The sequence below is a fragment of the Agaribacter flavus genome, from assembly GCF_042646125.1.
In the GTDB taxonomy this organism is placed as follows: domain Bacteria; phylum Pseudomonadota; class Gammaproteobacteria; order Enterobacterales; family Alteromonadaceae; genus Glaciecola; species Glaciecola flavus.
Genome location: NZ_JBHRSW010000005.1, coordinates 270,494 through 288,558, shown reverse-complemented (window position 1 = coordinate 288,558; position 18,065 = coordinate 270,494). Strand labels below are relative to the sequence as shown.

Sequence of the window (18,065 nt, the reverse complement as noted above, 5' to 3'; positions counted from 1 at the left end):
AGTCTCGATCACTCACGTATTTGCGCAGTGGCGTATTGGCTAGACAGCAAACGAATCATGCGGTCAGCTGTTTCAATACGCATTTCTTCCATAATTAACTCTAACTCACGAGACTTGGCTAAAATGCGGTCAGGATCTTCTTGGTATTCTCTGGTTACCGTCATGGTATGTTTGATTGGTGCCATGCCACTAAAATTTACCTCGTAGTCGACACTGTATATGAGCTCGTATTCAGCTACTTGCCCCGAACTGAAAATAGACAGGAGTCGGCGTTCAAGGTTTTCGGGCTGTAAAGCAATGCCCATCAGCTGACCTTGCTCAAATGCTCGTTCTTGCGCTTGCGCTGGCGTTAAGCCAGTGAGTTGATAGATGGGCAGGCGTTTGGTCAAACTTCGAGACAAGGGAGAATATTGCAGCGCACTCGAAATAACGACAGTATTGACATTACTCGGCAGTGCTTGTGAGCCTCTTAAGTGAAACCCACACGCATTCAAAAACAAACAAACCAGAAATAAACTTAGTGTGTGTGCTCGAAAAAATTGCTTAACACGCATCTAATTAGCCACGATATTCACAAGTTTGTCTGGCACGATAATGACTTTTCTCAATGTTTTACCATCAGTAAAGCTTTTCACGTTTTCTTGCTGAAGTGCCAAGGCTTCAAGGCTTGCTTTATCGATCCCTGATGGAACGGTAATTTTTGCTCTTAGTTTACCGTTCACTTGCACAATGATGAGTTTTTCATCGTCTACCATTGCAGATTCATCTGCTGTTGGCCACGGCGTATGTTGCAAACTACTGTCACCACCCAATAGTTGCCAAAGCGCTTCACAAATGTGAGGCGTGACAGGATTAAGCATTTGTACAAGTGCGCAGACACCTTGGTGGAATACCGTTTTATCTCCTTCATCTTTTACTTCATATTTGTTCAAGGCATTTAACAATTCCATCAACTTGGCGATGGCAGTGTTAAAAGTTTGTCTACGACCAATATCATCACTGACTTTGGCGATGATTTGGTGTATTTCTTTGCGTAGCTCTTTTTGCTTCTTTGTCAACGTAGCGACGTCAATTGTGGTGTTCGAGGGTAATGCAACGATGTGCTCTTGAACTAAACGCCACAAGCGCTTCAAGAATCGATTAGCCCCTTCCACACCAGACTCTATCCATTCTAGATCTTGTTCTGGTGGCGCTGCAAACATGGTGTATAAGCGGATTGTATCGGCACCGTAAACGTCAATCATTGTCTGTGGATCAATGCCGTTGTTTTTTGACTTAGACATTTTGATCATACCTGCAAATTCAACTGCTTCGCCATTTGACTTGAGCCATGCTTTAGCGATTCTGCCTTTGTCATCCCGCTCTATGTCCACGTCAGCTGGCGAATGCCATGTTTCTTTGCCACTGTCATCTTTACTGAAGAACGCATTGGCCAATACCATTCCTTGGCACAACAAACGTTTGAATGGCTCGTCACTCTCAACTAGGCCCTCGTCTCGTAAAAGTTTATGGAAGAAACGAGCATATAATAAATGCAATGTGGCATGTTCAATGCCGCCTACATATTGGTCTACAGGTAGCCAATAGTTTGCTTCATTTGGATCGAGCATGGCGTCTTGTGGCGCGGATGCATAGCGGGCGTAGTACCACGACGATTCCATGAAGGTATCGAAAGTATCTGTTTCTCTAGTAACAGATTTGCCATTGTGGCTTGTTTTTGCCCATTCGGGGTCTGACTTGATGGGCGAGGTTACGCCGTCCATGACGACGTCTTCGGGCAATATAACAGGTAAGTCTTCGGGATTGACAGGGTATGAATTACCTTCATCATCATTAACGATCGGGATTGGCGAGCCCCAATATCGTTGGCGTGATACCCCCCAATCGCGCAAGCGGTAATTGACCGTTTTTGTGCCTTTCCCCATTTCTTTTAACTTGTTAGCAATCGCATCAAAAGCATCCGAAAAGCTCAAACCGGAATACTCTGCAGAGTTGACGAGCGTATTTTTTTCCGTATACGCTGATTTTGATAAATCTACGGTATCGCCTTCTTTAGCTTCCACAACTTGCAAAATAGGCAGTTGATACTTGCTTGCAAACTCCCAATCGCGTTGGTCGTGTGCGGGTACAGACATCACCGCCCCTGAGCCGTAATCCATCAATACAAAGTTGGCAACCCAAACAGGGATTTTTCTACCGGTAAGCGGATGAATAGCCTCGATACCCAGAGGTAAGCCGAGCTTTTCCATTGTCGCCATTTCAGCTTCTGAGGTTTTGGTTTGCTTGCAGCGCTCGATAAAGTCAGCCAGTTCATCAGACTCTTTACTCAGCGCAATGGATATTGGGTGTTGTGGCGCAAGCGCTAAATAACTCACACCATATAACGTGTCTGGCCGAGTGGTGTAGACTTCAAGCTCTTTGTAATCTGCGATTTCCTCGGCAAGATCAAAGCGTAAATCAACGCCTTCCGAGCGACCAATCCAGTTTTTCTGAGCAAGTTTGACTTGGTTCGGCCAATTATCTAGCTTTTCTAAATCGCTGAGTAATTCTTCGGCATAATCAGTAATTTTTATAAACCATTGGGGGATTTCCTTGCGTTCTACTACGGCTCCTGAACGCCAGCCTTTGCCGTCAATGACTTGTTCGTTAGCTAAAACAGTCTGATCGATAGGATCCCAATTTACCGTTGCATTTTTTTTGTACACCAAACCCTTTTCAAATAGTTTGGTGAAAAACCACTGCTCCCAGCGATAATAATCCGGTTTGCAGGTTGCTAACTCTCTGCGCCAGTCGTAGCCAAATCCCAACGCGTTTAATTGCCCTTTCATGTAGTCAATGTTCTTCATTGTCCACTTTGCTGGCGCAGTCTTATTCTCAATTGCCGCATTTTCGGCAGGTAAACCAAAGGCATCCCAGCCAATTGGTTGCAGTACGTTTTTGCCTTGCATGCGCTGAAAACGACTGATTACATCACCAATGGTGTAATTGCGCACATGTCCCATGTGCAACCTTCCACTGGGGTAGGGAAACATGCTTAGACAATAAAACTTTTCTTTGTCCTGAGCCAGATCAGCATCGAAAACGGCATTGTCTAGCCACTGCTGTTGAATACGAGTCTCGATGGATTTAGGGTCGTAGGTGTTCTGATCTACTGAAGTGGAAGCATCAGGCTTGGACATCTGGTTTTTATTCTCTGTTAATTAGTTTACGCTATAGCCCTATAGAATAACGTGTAAGCTAGGTATTCGACAATCATTTTGCTCGCTTTTTAGTGTACAAAACGGATTTTATGAACGCTTTTTAACCGAAACATAAAAAAGATAACAGTTAGAACATGACCAAGCATAAGCCAAGTAAAGAATTAGTAGAGCAATGTCAGTTAAGTGCAGCAGTACTTAGCCCCATCATTAGTGTTGGCTCTCAAACCAATCCATCCAGTACAGAGCACTTTTTAATCGGACAAGAGCGCGCAAAACAAGCCTTAGCGTTTGGTTTGGGGGTCAAATCAACCGGCTATAACATTTACGTTATGGGGGAACACGCGACAGGGCGTTTTACTCTCATAAATGACTATATAAAAAACGAGTTTAGGCGGACACCAGAAGTCTTTGACTGGTGCTACTTAAACAATTTTGAAAATGAGCGTGAGCCTTCCGTACTGAAATTGTCCGCAGGGCAGAGTAAAGCCTTGGTTAACGATTTCACCGGTTTAGTGGATGAGGTACTTGCAACCTTTCCTAGCGCTTATGAAAACCCTGGCTACCAGCGCAGAAAAGCAGCAATTGCGCGTCATTACGAGCAAAAGTATGACCACGCTATTGATCAAGTCGAAGCACAGGCTTTGAGTAAAAATGTTGCGCTCATAGAAGATGGCTCTACCATAAGTTTTTCGCCGATAGTAGACGGTAAACCCGTTTCAGATACTGATTTTACCAGTTACCCAGATGAAGTCAGAAAAGAGTATTATGCGCTGATTGATGCGCTAGAAGATTCGCTAACGGAAGCTTTGTTAGAGCTTCCGGGTTGGCAAAGAGAAAGCTCAGAAAAACTTAAAAAATTAAAAAAAGAAGTCACCGAGCAAGCCATTAGACCACTTATTAAAGAACTTCAACACAAATACGCGGATAACCTCCAAGTTCAGCGCTACATTAGCGCATTAAAACCGCATCTAATCGATACGGTGATAGAACATTTGGGGGCAAGTGCTAAAGATGACAAACAGGATGAATACGATCACCGCGAGGTGTTTATTGAAACATACGTGCCGAATGTATTGGTAGCAAGTAAGGTAGAAGCTTCTGTACCTTTAATATACGAAGCTAATCCAAGCTATCAGAATCTATTTGGTAAAATAGAGTACACAAGTGTACAAGGCAGTGTTTATACAAGTTACAGAATGATTACGGCAGGCGCATTGCACAAGGCAAATGGCGGATATTTAGTCGTAGATGCAGACAAGTTACTTGCCAATGTACAAGTGTGGGATTCGCTAAAATTGGCATTAAAGTTTGGTAATATTCGCTTAGATATACCGCAACATGAACCGGGTATGGTGAATTCAATCACACTCTCCCCTGAGCCCATAGAACTGGATGTAAAACTCATTTTACTGGGGTCACGCAATCTTTATTATGCCTTGCAAGATTATGATCATGAGTTTCCAGAATTATGCCGTGTGTTGGTTGATTTTGATGATGAAATCCCCCTGAGTCCAGAAACGCAGAACCAGTTTATCCAACGGGTCAAGCGAGAAGTGCAAAAACTAAAGATAGACGATATTGACGATGCGGCCTTGGTTGCTTTGTTGACTTACAGTTTGCGTACAGCCGAACACCAACAAAAACTGAGTGCCAAATTTGCTGAAATTATCGAATTGTTGCACGAAGCGGCCTATTTTTGTGAGCAAAACGAGCTTCAAGCTATTACCGAAAACGTGGTTCAAAAAGCCTTGCATGCAAAAAAATATAGAACCGGAAGGGTGTCTTCGCAGTTTTTACAAGATATGCAGGAAGGGCATGTCATTATTAGTACTTCAGGGCAAGCCTGCGGCACATTAAACGGTTTGACCGTATTGGATATAGGCGACACGTCCTTTGGTACGCCTGCTCGTATCACTGCGACTGTTTATGCCGGCTCCAATGGCATTGTAGACATCGAGCGTGAGGTTGAACTGGGGCAGTCTATACACTCAAAAGGTGTCATGTTGTTAAGTGGCTACTTAGGTAATAAGTATGCTCAAAGTTTTCCTCTAACATTGAGTGCCAATATCGCCTTAGAGCAGTCTTATGGATACATAGATGGTGATAGTGCATCATTGGCTGAGTTAATTGCGCTCATTTCTGCATTGACCGATTTACCCGTTCAGCAAGGCTTGGCGGTAACCGGTTCAATCAATCAGTTAGGAGAAGTGCAAGCAGTAGGTGGCGTGAATGAGAAAATAGAAGGTTTCTTTGAGCTTTGTGCGACACGAGGCTTGACCGGAGAGCAGGGGGTTATTATCCCACGTTCAAATTGCGTGAATCTCGTATTGAACAAAACAGTTATTGCCGCAGTTGAAGCTAAATCCTTTCACATTTATTCTGTTGAAAACGTCGACCAAGCCATCGAATTACTGATGGGGAAAACAGCAGGTAAACTAAATAGCCAAGGACGTTACCCAAAAAACTCTGTGCACTCTTTAGCCGTGCAGCGCTTGCATACCATTGCCAATGTAGTGAATGGGGGAGAAGCAGAATAAGCTGCTCTCTCCAATATACCTGCGGTCGCGCTACGCTTTAGGGAGCGTTATTTTGGCATCTGCACTGGGTTTGTATATTACTAGAACATGCCCTATGCTCTGTACCTTAGTGCTACTGGTCTCGCCAACGATCGCGTCCATGATTAAGGCTTTTTCGTCACGGTCGTCGGACGGAATTTTTACCTTGATCAGTTCGTGGTGATTGAGTGCATTTTCAATTTCAGCCACAACCCCCTCTGTTAAACCATTTGCACCTAGTTGTATTACGGGTTTGAGATTGTGTGCCAAACCCTTCAGGTATTGCTTTTGTTTGTTCGATAAATGCATATATAAAATTATTTAGCTAAATTAGTATGAGTTGAGTCTTGAATTTCTATATTCTACCTCTACTTTATTAGCATTGCGACAAGCGAAATAATTGAATGACCAAAAAGAAGCACTCTGCCAGCAGTAAAAGGTGGCTAAAAGAACATTTTGATGACAAATATGTTCAGCAAGCACAAAAAAAAGGCTTGCGTTCCAGAGCAGTGTTTAAAATAGAAGAACTCAATGACAAAGACAAGTTGGTCAAAACCAATGATGTTGTCGTTGATTTAGGTGCTGCGCCGGGAGGCTGGTCCCAGTATTGTGCCGAGCAAGTCGGGGACAACGGGACGGTTATTGCTTGTGACATTTTGCCAATGGATTCATTGGCAGGCGTTGATTTTTTGCAAGGCGACTTCAGAGAAGAGTCCGTGCTCAACGCATTATTGACCAAAATTGGCGGGAACAACGTAGACATAATATTGTCAGACATGGCACCAAATATGAGTGGAAATCAGTCTGTTGATCAGGCTAGGTCAATGTATTTATGTGAACTTGCGCTTGATATGTGCCATCAGGTACTCAAACCGAACGGACATTTTGTAATAAAAGTTTTCCATGGCGAAGGTTTTGATGATTACTTTCGCGCGGTGAAAGCGGCATTCGCAAGTGTTAAGACGCGTAAACCAGACTCTTCCAGAGCGCGCTCTCGAGAAGTCTATTTGGTGGCGAAAGGGTATAAAATATAGTAATCTTCAGGTATATACGTGGCACTAAACGCGTGACTTGATAGTTTTTAGGGGTAATAAGTTTGAGCGATATGGCAAAAAATCTCATCTTGTGGCTGTTCATTGCAGTTGTGTTGATGATGGTGTTTAAGAATTTCTCCGGTTCTGAAACAGCCGGCACGACCAGAGATTATAAATCTTTTATTCAGGATGTTCAGCGAGGTGATGTACGCGAAGTCACGGTAGATGGCCGTGAAATTCGAGGCGTAACTCGTTCAAATGAAACCTTTGTTACCTACATCCCTATTCACGACGATAAGTTGTTGGATGATCTAATAAAGAATAATGTGACGACATACGGTCAACCCACTGAGCAGACCAACTGGTTTTTACAGATTTTAGTGTCTTGGTTTCCTATGCTGTTGCTCATTGGTGTTTGGATCTTTTTCATGCGTCAGATGCAAGGCGGCGGTGGTCGAGGAGCGATGTCATTTGGTAAGAGCAAAGCTCGCCTACTGAGCGAAGACCAGATAAAAACAACCTTCGCTGATGTTGCCGGTTGTGACGAAGCAAAAGAAGAAGTAACTGAGTTAGTCGACTTCTTGCGTGACCCCACTAAGTTCCAAAAGCTTGGCGGCAAAATCCCGAAGGGTGTATTAATGGTGGGTCCTCCAGGAACGGGTAAAACCCTCCTTGCTAAGGCCATTGCGGGTGAAGCGAAAGTACCATTTTTCACAATCTCTGGTTCTGATTTTGTCGAGATGTTCGTGGGTGTCGGTGCGTCGCGCGTAAGGGACATGTTTGAGCAAGCTAAAAAGTCTGCGCCTTGTATTATCTTTATTGATGAAATTGATGCAGTGGGTCGTCAGCGTGGAGCCGGCCTTGGTGGCGGTCACGATGAGAGAGAGCAAACGCTCAACCAAATGCTAGTAGAAATGGACGGCTTTGAAGGGCACGAAGGCATTATTGTTATTGCCGCTACTAACCGCCCTGATGTACTGGATCCAGCGCTATTGCGTCCGGGACGTTTTGACAGGCAAGTTGTTGTGGGGCTACCTGACATTCGTGGCAGAGAACAAATTCTTAAAGTACACATGCGCAAGGTACCGATTGCAGATGACGTTGAAGCATCGGTCATTGCACGCGGAACACCAGGGTTCTCTGGTGCAGATTTAGCTAATTTGGTTAATGAAGCGGCATTATTTGCTGCGCGAGCTAACCGTCGATTGGTTTCGATGGAAGAGTTTGAAAAAGCAAAAGACAAGATCATGATGGGTACTGAACGCCGATCTATGGTTATGTCGGAGGAAGAAAAGGCAATGACGGCATACCACGAAGCTGGGCATGCTATTGTTGGACGCTTAGTACCTGAACACGATCCTGTTTACAAAGTGTCAATTATTCCTCGCGGGAGAGCTTTGGGTGTGACAATGTACTTGCCTGAACAAGATCGCGTCAGTTACACCAAGCGCCACTTAGAGAGTATGATCTCAAGTCTGTTTGGTGGACGAATTGCAGAAGAAATTATATACGGTGAAGATGCTGTCACGACGGGGGCTTCAAACGATATTGAACGAGCAACAGACATTGCGAAGAAAATGGTGACGCAATGGGGTTTGTCAGCCAAACTTGGTCCACAGCTTTACGCAGAAGAAGAAGGCGAAGTATTCTTAGGCCGTTCGATGAGTAAGTCAGCCAATGTCTCAGATGAAACGGCGCGAACGATTGACAGCGAAATCAAAGAGATCATCGACCGCAACTATCAGCGTGCATATAAGATTTTAGAGGAGAATATGGATATTCTTCACACTATGAAAGATGCCTTGATGAAATACGAAACCATAGATGCCAAGCAGATCGACGATTTAATGGAACGAGTTGATGTTAGGCCGCCGGCTGATTGGCAAAAAGATGACAAATCAGATTCTGGCAAACCAAGTGGTGGTGCGTCTATTGACGTGGGTAAGGAAGATAAGCCACAAGATGGTGGTGAAACAAGCACTTCGTCGAATTAGTAGGCATTGAACCATAATAAAAACACCGGCTTTGCCGGTGTTTTTGTATATAGGTATTAAACAAAAGCAATTTATTTTGTATGATAAATAGAGGATTGGTACTTAGCGTCTTTTATTGACCATACAAAAGAGGCTAATCAGTTTTTTGTCGTTTCGTAAACCATGATAATAAGCGTAGAGTAACAAAGAGCAACACAAAAGAATGATGAAGTTTGGCGAAAAATATTTGGATTTTGACTTGCCTAGAGTAATGGGGATCCTAAATGTTACTCCTGACTCGTTTTCGGACGGAGGAAAATTCAACAATCTGAATAGTGCAATTAGTCAAGCGGATATTATGATTCAAAGCGGTGCTTCTTTTGTTGATGTTGGCGGCGAATCAACGCGTCCTGGGGCAGAGGAAATCTCTGTAGAAGAAGAGTTGAACCGTGTAATACCTGTTATTGAAGCCATATCACAACGGTTTGATACCATCGTATCGATTGATACGAGTAAGCCAGAAGTCATGAAACAAGCGGTAGAAGCCGGTGCTGCACTGATCAATGATGTGCGAGCCTTGAGTATGAATGGCGCACTAGAAACGGCAAGCAAATTGGCCAAAGACAAGCATATTCCAACGTGTATCATGCATATGCAAGGTGCACCAAAGACCATGCAAGATAAACCAGACTACGACTCTGTTGTGGATGATGTGCTGGACTTTTTTAGAAATAAAATTGAACGGCTTACGCATGCTGGTTTTCACTACAACCAAATTATACTTGATCCTGGCTTTGGTTTTGGCAAGACATTAGATCATAACTATCAACTTCTTAAGCACTTTACCCAGTTCACTCAATTCGACCTTCCTGTACTCGCCGGTATGTCAAGAAAGAGTATGATTGGAAATTTATTGAACAAAGATGTTGAAAATCGCCTTGCTGGCGATATATCTACACACACAATCGCTGCCTTAAATGGGGCAAGTATACTTCGAGTTCATGATGTAGACGCTATTATGGATGTCGTTAAAATCGTGGGTAAAATTAATAGCGTAAGCTAATAAGGAATATATATGTCAGAAAGACAGTACTTTGGCACAGATGGTATTCGTGGACGTGTTGGTCAAAGTGCCATAAACCCTGAGTTTGTCACTAAGTTGGGCTGGGCTGCCGGTAAAGTGCTCGCCGGACAAGGAACAAATAAAGTACTCATTGGTAAAGACACGAGGATCTCTGGTTACATGCTTGAGTCTGCACTAGAGGCTGGACTGTCAGCTGCAGGTATTAATATTGGCTTGTTAGGCCCTATGCCTACCCCAGCTATTGCATATTTAACCAAGACTTTTCGCTCTGAAGCGGGAATAGTCATTAGCGCATCTCACAATCCATATTATGACAACGGCATCAAGTTTTTTTCTTCAAATGGTAGAAAGCTGCCAGACGCGGTAGAAGCGGCAATAGAAGCACAGATGGAGCTGCCTATGAGCTGTGTAGACTCAGACAAGTTAGGAAAAGCCACAAGAATAAATGATGCTGCAGGTCGCTATATTGAATATTGTAAAGGTACCTTTCCTTCAGAGTTGTCTTTGAGTGGTTTAAAAATCGTAGTGGACTGCGCGCACGGCGCAACCTACCATATTGCGCCTAATGTACTCAGTGAGTTGGGGGCAAAAGTCATCGAAATTGGCACGTCTCCTGACGGGCTAAACATAAATCGCAAAGTTGGGGCGACCTCACTGAAGGCGACGATAGATGCGGTGAAAAAACACAAAGCCGATTTTGGTATTGCACTTGATGGCGATGGCGATAGGGTGATGATGGTTGATGAAAAAGGGCAGGTTGTTGATGGTGACCAAATCATCTTTATTATTGCGCGTGATGCATTGCGTTCTGGTAAGTTAAAAGGTGGTGTGGTCGGTACAAAAATGTCAAATTTAGCTATGCAACTTGCCATTGAAAACTTAGGTGTGCCGTTTGAGCGTGCGGACGTCGGTGATCGATATGTAATGGAGCGCTTGTTAGAAAATGGCTGGTGTATTGGAGGGGAAAATTCGGGCCATGTGCTGAATTTGGATTACGCCCCAACGGGAGACGGTATAGTGGCTGGTTTACAGGTGATTGCGGCTATGTTGCGTGCCAACATTCCACTTAGTTCTCTGGCTTCTGGTTATACTAAGTTTCCACAAACCTTAATAAATGTAAAATACAACGCCAATTCAAAAGACCCACTGGCGAATAAGAATGTCAAGAAATCGTTAAGTGATGCAGAGAAATTACTAGGGAATACAGGACGAGTTTTACTTCGTAAAAGTGGAACTGAGCCTTTGATTCGAGTGATGGTCGAGGCAGAGGACAGTGACTTAGCATTACAATGTGCTCAAAAAATAGCAAGTGAAGTAGAAAATACTGAACAATGAGTAAAAATTTTGCTTATGTTACTTGTTATTTACAGCGCTCTTAGTTAATATCTCCGCCGCTTTGTGGTGCGGCGGCTCATAAGGTGGATTTATGCAAAAAAATAAACGTATGATGGTTGCTGGAAATTGGAAAATGAACGGCAATCTAACGATGTTACACCAATTCAAGCGATCATTTCCTGTATTTGAAAACATCGACGTTGTGTTATGTCTACCTTCCTTATATATAAGTGAAACAAGCAGCGCAAACTTTTCGATAGGTGCACAAGATTGCAGTTATTATGAAAGTGGGGCACACACAGGTGATATATCTCTGACGATGTTGGCCGAATTCGATTGCAAGTATGTGATTGTCGGGCACTCAGAGCGTAGAGCACGATACAACGAATCAAATGAAATCGTTGCGAAAAAGGCAAAAGCGGTATTAGAAAACGGCAGTGTTCCGTTGGTTTGTGTCGGTGAGCCTCTCGAAGTTAGAGACAACGGTAGCGTGTTCGACTATGTGGGTGAGCAACTTGATGCAGTGATAGAAAGCTGCAAAGGTGCAATGGATAACTTAGTTATTGCTTATGAACCAGTATGGGCTATAGGCACTGGAAAAACAGCCACACCTGAACAGGCACAAGAAGTGCACGCATTTATTCGTGAAAGATTAAGCAAATATTGTGATGATTCACACAGTATTCGTATAGTGTACGGCGGCAGTGTCTCGGATAAAAATGCTGCTGAATTGTTTGCACAACCAGATATAGATGGCGCCTTAGTAGGCGGTGCAAGTTTAAAAATGGATAGTTTTAGCGATATTTGCCTAGCCGCAAATGAGAGGAAGTAAATGTCTTTATATGAGATTTTATTAGTTGCTTATTTAATCGTCGCCATTATGTTAATTGGCTTTGTATTAATACAGCAAGGAAAAGGTGCTGAAGCAGGCGCATCTTTTGGCGCTGGTGGTTCAAATACCGTATTTGGCTCAAGTGGATCGGGTAACTTTATGACTCGTACCACGGCAATATTAGCAACCTTATTCTTTTTAATCAGCTTAATTATTGGTGGTATTACAACTGGTGCGAATACTGAAGCTGATGAGTTTCAAAACATTGAAGCGCCGGTTGAAGCAACGATACCTGTTGTTGATGAATCTGATGTGCCGGTTAGTGACCAAACTGACGGAAACGACGTACCCACGTCTGACCCTCAGTAATAAAACAGTTTTTGCGGAAGTGGTGGAATTGGTAGACACGCCATCTTGAGGGGGTGGTGAGCTATGCTCGTGCGGGTTCAAGTCCCGCTTTCCGCACCAAATAAAAAGCCGTATATCACAGATATGCGGCTTTTTTCATCATGGGTGTACTTTAAAAAGCTTAGTATCTACATGGTGCCTTCACACCTTAGAGAAAGGAGCTTGAGTTTAATTACCGCTTAACCAACTTAAATACAGAAATATTATTTGCGACAGTTTCAATGGCTTCGTTTACGCTTTTTTGCGCACGAAGCAGTTGGTTACTGCCTTCTGCAGTTTCGTCGGCAATTTTACTGATCGATGTTAAGTACTCATTGACGTGCAAGATTTTACCTTCTTGTTCGCTTGTAAATTTTGCCACGGCTGAAGTTGTCTCATTAACTTGTTGTGCACTCTTCAACACCTGATTCAATGATTCGTTTACTTTACTATTCATTTCGATACAAGAACTGGCTTTGTCTTGGCTCTCTTTAATAAATGCACTAGCTTTCTCTGCAAAACCTTGTACTTTTGAGATGGTTTCTTGAATTGAATAGGTCGACTCTTGGGTTTTCATCGCTAGATTTCTGACTTCTTCAGCAACCACTGCAAACCCTCTTCCTGCTTCACCAGCTCGAGCTGCTTCAATGGCTGCATTGAGTGCCAACAAGTTGGTTTGGTCAGCGATACTTTCTATTACTGTAGTAATTTCGTTGATTTCGTCGCTTGCGTTATTTAATTCAAGAATAACTTCGCTGGTGCCGCTCACTCTGTCGGTTAGCAAGTGAATGCCAGCGTCTGTTTCTTTTGCTAATTGTGCGCCGTGATGCGCTTCCATATTTATGCTGTTTGCTTGCTCATTTGCTAGTTCAGTTGATAGCTTTGCTTGTTTTCCAAGTTCAACCGGCTCATTCATTGACTGGCTGATATGCTGAATTTCTGTTTGTTGTGAGTCTGTGCCGGTTCGCGTTGTTTCAGCGAGTGAGGCCAGTCCGGACAGTTGATTTTGCGTCGACCATACCGAAGTGGCTACTTCTTCTATTATTTTTTGGACTTTACCAATGAACGCATTAAATTCTGTAGACAATGTGCCAACTTCGTCGCTTGTTTTTGCGTCCAGTCTTCTAGTTAGATCGCCATCTCCACTTGAGAGCTCATAGGCAGCAATGGCCAATGATTTTAGCGGTTTCAACATTTTTGATACTAAAAATAAAGATAAGATTAAGGCAAGAAGCGCGCTCACAGAAACAGCGATAATGGTACCGACAATCTGTGTTTTGGTGTTTTCCTCCACGGATTTTGAGAGGGCATTGGCATCATCTAATGTGTGAGCAGCAAACTGCGTGAGTAGTGCAGATATTTCTGCTCTTGCTTGCTCGATAAGCGTCATGTTTTTCAGCGAACTGATTTTCTCATCTGCTATGTAATTGTGAACATCTTCAAACCATTTTTGCGCTTTTTCCTGAATTTCTTGGCTAATTTGTTTAGATGACTCGGACAGGCTGTTGCGTTGTGCGTCGAGTAAATGTTTGTCAAAATCAGCTTTTATCAATGTAAACCTCGTTGCGTTTTGCTCACCAGAAGTCGCACTTGTCCAAGCCAAGACCGCGTTTGCCAAGTTGGCGGCTTCTTCAAACTTACTCATTGCGTGTTGGCTACTAGTGACTGCGATAAGGGGCTGATTCAGCGCAAATACAGTTTGCTTTCCTTGTGAATTGAGAAGTGAAATTAGGTAAGCACTGATAAGGCTAAATACAATAATTAGACCAAAGACGCTTATCATCAATTTACGTTTAATACTCATTGTATTCCCTTAAAACGGCAGTAATGGAAGTGTAATTTCTTTGTCTTCGCTGGTGAGAGATTCTAAAAACCGTTCAATGGCCTCTATTTCCTCAGAACTGAGCGCGATGACTTGCATTTCTGGCGATAAGCTTGGCCTATCGTTTTTAGCGCCTGATATATAACTGACAATTGCATCTCTTAATGTGTTGAATCGACCATCATGCATGTAGGGCGCGCGTTGTGCTATGTTTCGAAGGCTAGGTGTTTTGAAAGCAAAATTGTCTTGTTCGTTTTGGGTCAATGCGCCACGACCTAAATCACTTCCCGGTAGACCAATGTCATGGAAGGCTTGGTCAGTAAAGTTCCAGCCGGTGTGGCAGTTTATACACTTTGCCTTTCCAGTAAAAAGCCTGAACCCTTGTTTTGCGGTTTCAGAAATAGCCGTTTCTTCGCCTTTAATCCATCTATCGAAGGGCGAAACGCCCGACACAATGGTTCGTTCAAATGTCGCAATTGCTTTTGCTATTGTGCTAGCAGAAATACCTTCATCACCAAATACTTTGGTGAACCAATCTTGGTAATAGGGTATTTGTGATAACCTAAACACTGCTACTTGAATCGGTAAGTTTATTTCAATCGGGCTTTCTATCGGCTCCAGTGCTTGCTCTTAAAGGCTCTTGGCTCTACCATCCCAAAAGAAGCTATTTCCCCATGCGGCATTGATAATACTCGGGGAGTGTCTAGGTAGCTTAGAGTTTTGTGCGCCAATGGAAAGCGCCGTTGCATCTTCCCAACCGAAGCTTGGATTATGGCACGTCGCACAAGTCATATTCTTGTTTTTGCTTAGTCTTGGGTCGAAGAACAGCATTTTGCCCAGCGCTGCTTTTTCCACGGTATAAGGATTGTATGAGGGGAAGGGGATAAACTCTGGCTTGATAAACGTTTCTTTAGAACTACTTGCTCGTGTGCCCAACGAGAGACAAACCAGAATCAAAAAGAATCCGAAAACATAAAGTTTTTTAATTATGTACAACTGCGTCCTGCTATCAATTCAGGTTTGCCTTCGCTATGCTATTCTCGCTGAGATATGCAAAGCAACCTGTTTAAAAAACAAATTTAACCGTTAAAATGTATCGTCAAATAGTTAGCATTGTTAGCAGAAAAAACTATACGAAATCGTACAATCATCTACGTTCAATGGTCATATATCCATTGAACAAGTAGAGGCAGTTATTCACATTATTTCAACAAAGGGTATACCATGGAATTTCCAACAATAATTACAACAGTGGCTCTGCTTGAGTACATGTTTTTCACTTTTAAGGTAGGATTTGGTCGCGAGAAGTTTAAGCTTCCCGCACCTGCAACTTCTGGTAATGCTACTTGGGAAAGAATGTACCGCGTGCAGCAGAATACACTTGAACAACTTATAATATTTTTACCCGCTCTATGGGGTTTTGCGACGTTTGTTAGCCCAACAATTGCTGCTGCTATTGGACTACTATTCGTGATTGGCCGCCCACTATATTATTTTAGTTACGTTAACGACCCGAAAAAACGCGCACCTGGCTTTGTGATGGGATTTTTTGCAAACGTAGCACTCGTATTGGGTGGTTTGATTGGGGCAATCGTTAGCTTGGTACAATAAGACTACTTTATACTATAACTTGACCATTTGGACAGGTTTTGGTGTGAGAATTGCTAAGCTTCACTAAGTTTATTTTTGGAGTGAAACTACATGAAACGCTTACTATTTGTTTTTATTATATTTTTACAAGGATGCGGGGAAAATCAAGCCGTAAAACCTGAGAACAAGCTGCCCGAATATACAGCATTAGTGGTTGCATATGCACCAGAAATGGAAGGTGTGATGCGCACTATTGAGGCTTTACCTGATGCAAGTATTAATAAAACCGAAGTAAAAAAAGGTGTGACCTATTATTTTGGCGAGTATAAGGGAGAACCCATTGTTCTTTTCGCTACCGGTATGAGTATTGCCAATGCTGCTATGACGATGCAAATGGCATTTGATTACTACCCAATCAAGCAAGTCTTGTATATGGGCATTGCTGGTGCTGTTAATCCTGAGCTTCATCCAGGAGATGTGGTAGTAGCAGAGCGTTGGTACTATCACGACGAAAGTGTCTATGTAAATCCTGACCCTCAAAACCCTGGCGAATATATCCCGCCGACTTATTATTCTGAGTTTTTGAAAAAACAAGATGAAAGGCGAGTGCTTGATCCACATATTCCCAACTATGAGCCTTTTGCTTTTATTCATCCTGATGAGGTCGTCGTGATTAAAGACGGTATGTCTGAACCTAAAGATCACGCATATTTTGCAGCTAGCCCGAGACTTTTAGATGCAGCGCGCAAAGCAATTGAAAAAATGCCTCCACAGGCAGTGAGCGATGAGCGCAATGCTAAGCTATATGTCGGTGGAAATGGTGTGACAGGATCGGTATTTTTAGATAATCGAGAATATCGTAAATGGGTCAGACGGGTATTCAATGCTGAAGTCACAGAAATGGAATCTGCCGCGGTGGGGCAGGTTGCATACGTGAACGACATAGACTGGGTAGTGATCCGCGCGGTGAGTGATTTAGCTGGCGGACAAGAGGGCTTAAACGAAGAAGACGTTTATGATAAAGCGGCATCGATTGTAGGGGCAAAAGTATTGTTTGCTACTATTGATGAATTGGTAGCACAGTAATATTGCTTTATGTGTAAATTTTTAAATGCCGCATGGCTTGTGCTGTTAAAGTTCACTAAGCGGTATTAAAAGGTAAGCAAATGTTTCTGATATGTAAACTTGGTGTTTATTCATACTATACTTTTGTGTCTGTATATCAGACGTATAAATGAGATACAGCGACTAGGCGCTTGTGGCTGTTCGCATATATAGCGGCTATTGAGATACAGTGCCGTAATCTAAAGCTGCCTCATAGAATAATCACGTTTAACGAATCAGAAATAAGGAGACGGCATTGATAAATACACATAAATTATCCCGAACCATTTTGCCTGCAATGGCATTAGTTTGTGCGACATGCTTTAGCTTTTCGTCTATTGCTCATGATGGCAATGAAGCACTTGCAAAAATTGTACTTGATCGAAGTGCAAAAGAACGCGCTCGAGACGTACATAGGCATCCAGTGCAAACGTTGTCGTTTTTCCAAGTCGAGCCAGGTATGAAGGTAGCCGAAGCGCTGCCTGGTGGGGGGTGGTATTCAAAAATACTGGCTCCATATTTAGGTAAAGAGGGCGAGTTACATGGTATCAACTACAATGATGACATGTGGGCTCTATTTGGTTTCTTCAGTGAAGACCGTATTCAAGAATTAGTTAAAGGTACGACTAAGTTCCCAGAACAGATTGCCAAGTTTACGGATAATGGTATTAGATCCTCTGGGTTTACTTTTGCTTCAGCGCCCAAAAGTGCATACGCCACGCTTGATCGCGTACTATTCATTCGGGCTTTACACAATTTAAACCGCTTTGAGAGCCAAGCAGGAACAATGACGCAAGCAATTGATACTGCATATAAGCTTTTGAAAAAAGATGGATTAGTGGGCGTAGTACAACATCGAGCACCTGAATCAGCATCTGATGAATGGGCAGATGGTAGCCGTGGCTATTTAAAACAATCATTGGTGATAAACGCTTTTGAGAAAGCTGGTTTTGAATTGATGGCGAGTAGTGAAGTCAATGCCAATGAAAAGGACAAACCAACAGAGTCCGATATAGTGTGGCGCTTACCCCCTAGCTACAACGGCGTAGGGGATGACGCCGAAAAACGTGCAGCAGTCGATGCTATTGGCGAAAGCGATAGGATGACCTTGCTGTTTAAGAAAAAGTAACTGATTTACATATCTGGTGA

At 43.1% G+C, this 18,065-nt stretch carries 15 protein-coding genes, 1 tRNA gene and 1 pseudogene; 11 read left to right on the top strand and 6 right to left on the bottom strand.

The genetic code is table 11. The features are described 5' to 3' along the window. Positions 1 to 8 precede the first annotated feature (8 nt). Both ACFOHL_RS03395 and leuS read right to left on the bottom strand, forming a co-directional pair. A complete protein-coding gene (locus ACFOHL_RS03395; RefSeq protein WP_376918784.1) occupies positions 9 to 554 on the bottom strand; it encodes an LPS-assembly lipoprotein LptE in 546 nt (181 codons plus the stop codon). Next, positions 555 to 3,179: a leucine--tRNA ligase gene (leuS, locus tag ACFOHL_RS03390; RefSeq protein WP_376918783.1), complete on the bottom strand. Its 2,625-nt coding sequence runs from the start codon at positions 3,177 to 3,179 to the stop codon at positions 555 to 557. A 155-nt stretch (positions 3,180 to 3,334) separates the two neighbouring features. Between leuS and ACFOHL_RS03385 the strand changes: the two genes are divergently transcribed. After that, complete coding sequence (locus tag ACFOHL_RS03385; protein ID WP_376918782.1) at positions 3,335 to 5,737, top strand: Lon protease family protein; 2,403 nt, start codon at positions 3,335 to 3,337, stop codon at positions 5,735 to 5,737. Positions 5,738 to 5,767: 30 nt separating this feature from the next. Here ACFOHL_RS03385 and yhbY read toward each other — a convergent pair whose 3' ends face one another. Continuing rightward, positions 5,768 to 6,064, bottom strand: coding sequence for a ribosome assembly RNA-binding protein YhbY (yhbY, locus tag ACFOHL_RS03380; RefSeq protein ID WP_376918781.1), 297 nt, complete (start codon positions 6,062 to 6,064; stop codon positions 5,768 to 5,770). A 95-nt stretch (positions 6,065 to 6,159) separates the two neighbouring features. Here yhbY and rlmE point away from each other — a divergent pair, with 95 nt between their 5' ends. The 7 genes from rlmE (at position 6,160) to ACFOHL_RS03345 (ending at position 12,481) form a co-directional block, all read left to right on the top strand. Continuing rightward, on the top strand, positions 6,160 to 6,789 hold the full coding sequence (gene rlmE, locus ACFOHL_RS03375) for a 23S rRNA (uridine(2552)-2'-O)-methyltransferase RlmE (RefSeq protein ID WP_376918780.1): 630 nt from the start codon (positions 6,160 to 6,162) through the stop codon (positions 6,787 to 6,789). Between the two features lie 62 nt (positions 6,790 to 6,851). Further along, a complete protein-coding gene (ftsH, locus tag ACFOHL_RS03370) occupies positions 6,852 to 8,783 on the top strand; it encodes an ATP-dependent zinc metalloprotease FtsH (protein ID WP_376918779.1) in 1,932 nt (643 codons plus the stop codon). Positions 8,784 to 8,988: 205 nt separating this feature from the next. Beyond that, a complete protein-coding gene (gene folP / locus ACFOHL_RS03365; RefSeq protein ID WP_376918959.1) occupies positions 8,989 to 9,825 on the top strand; it encodes a dihydropteroate synthase in 837 nt (278 codons plus the stop codon). Positions 9,826 to 9,837: 12 nt separating this feature from the next. Beyond that, complete coding sequence (gene glmM, locus ACFOHL_RS03360; protein ID WP_376918778.1) at positions 9,838 to 11,181, top strand: phosphoglucosamine mutase; 1,344 nt, start codon at positions 9,838 to 9,840, stop codon at positions 11,179 to 11,181. 91 nt (positions 11,182 to 11,272) lie between these two features. Beyond that, positions 11,273 to 12,013 (top strand): triose-phosphate isomerase, encoded by a 741-nt coding sequence (gene tpiA, locus ACFOHL_RS03355; RefSeq protein WP_376918777.1) that lies wholly within the window; start codon positions 11,273 to 11,275, stop codon positions 12,011 to 12,013. Then, positions 12,014 to 12,382 carry a preprotein translocase subunit SecG gene (gene secG / locus ACFOHL_RS03350; protein ID WP_376918776.1) on the top strand — a complete coding sequence of 123 codons (369 nt, stop codon included), beginning with the start codon at positions 12,014 to 12,016 and terminating at the stop codon, positions 12,380 to 12,382. Positions 12,383 to 12,395: 13 nt separating this feature from the next. Next, a tRNA-Leu gene (locus ACFOHL_RS03345) sits at positions 12,396 to 12,481 on the top strand. 112 nt (positions 12,482 to 12,593) lie between these two features. Here ACFOHL_RS03345 and ACFOHL_RS03340 read toward each other — a convergent pair. The 3 genes and pseudogenes from ACFOHL_RS03340 to ACFOHL_RS03330 all read right to left on the bottom strand — a co-directional run. After that, entirely contained in the window at positions 12,594 to 14,204 is a 1,611-nt protein-coding gene (locus tag ACFOHL_RS03340) for a methyl-accepting chemotaxis protein (protein ID WP_376918775.1), read from the bottom strand. A gap of 9 nt (positions 14,205 to 14,213) precedes the next feature. Beyond that, entirely contained in the window at positions 14,214 to 14,624 is a 411-nt protein-coding gene (locus tag ACFOHL_RS03335) for a cytochrome-c peroxidase (protein ID WP_376918958.1), read from the bottom strand. A gap of 18 nt (positions 14,625 to 14,642) precedes the next feature. Beyond that, positions 14,643 to 15,077, bottom strand: a pseudogene (locus ACFOHL_RS03330) (cytochrome-c peroxidase); the annotation flags it as partial. A 369-nt stretch (positions 15,078 to 15,446) separates the two neighbouring features. Here ACFOHL_RS03330 and ACFOHL_RS03325 point away from each other — a divergent pair. The 3 genes from ACFOHL_RS03325 to ACFOHL_RS03315 all read left to right on the top strand — a co-directional run bounded on the left by ACFOHL_RS03325 (position 15,447) and on the right by ACFOHL_RS03315 (position 18,045). Then, the gene (locus ACFOHL_RS03325) at positions 15,447 to 15,833 is read left to right on the top strand and encodes an MAPEG family protein (protein WP_376918774.1); all 387 of its coding nucleotides are present in this window, start codon (positions 15,447 to 15,449) and stop codon (positions 15,831 to 15,833) included. Positions 15,834 to 15,923: 90 nt separating this feature from the next. Next, a complete protein-coding gene (locus ACFOHL_RS03320) occupies positions 15,924 to 16,898 on the top strand; it encodes a 5'-methylthioadenosine/S-adenosylhomocysteine nucleosidase (RefSeq protein ID WP_376918773.1) in 975 nt (324 codons plus the stop codon). A 274-nt stretch (positions 16,899 to 17,172) separates the two neighbouring features. Further along, complete coding sequence (locus ACFOHL_RS03315) at positions 17,173 to 18,045, top strand: class I SAM-dependent methyltransferase (protein ID WP_376918772.1); 873 nt, start codon at positions 17,173 to 17,175, stop codon at positions 18,043 to 18,045. The last annotated feature ends 20 nt before the right edge of the window (positions 18,046 to 18,065 follow it).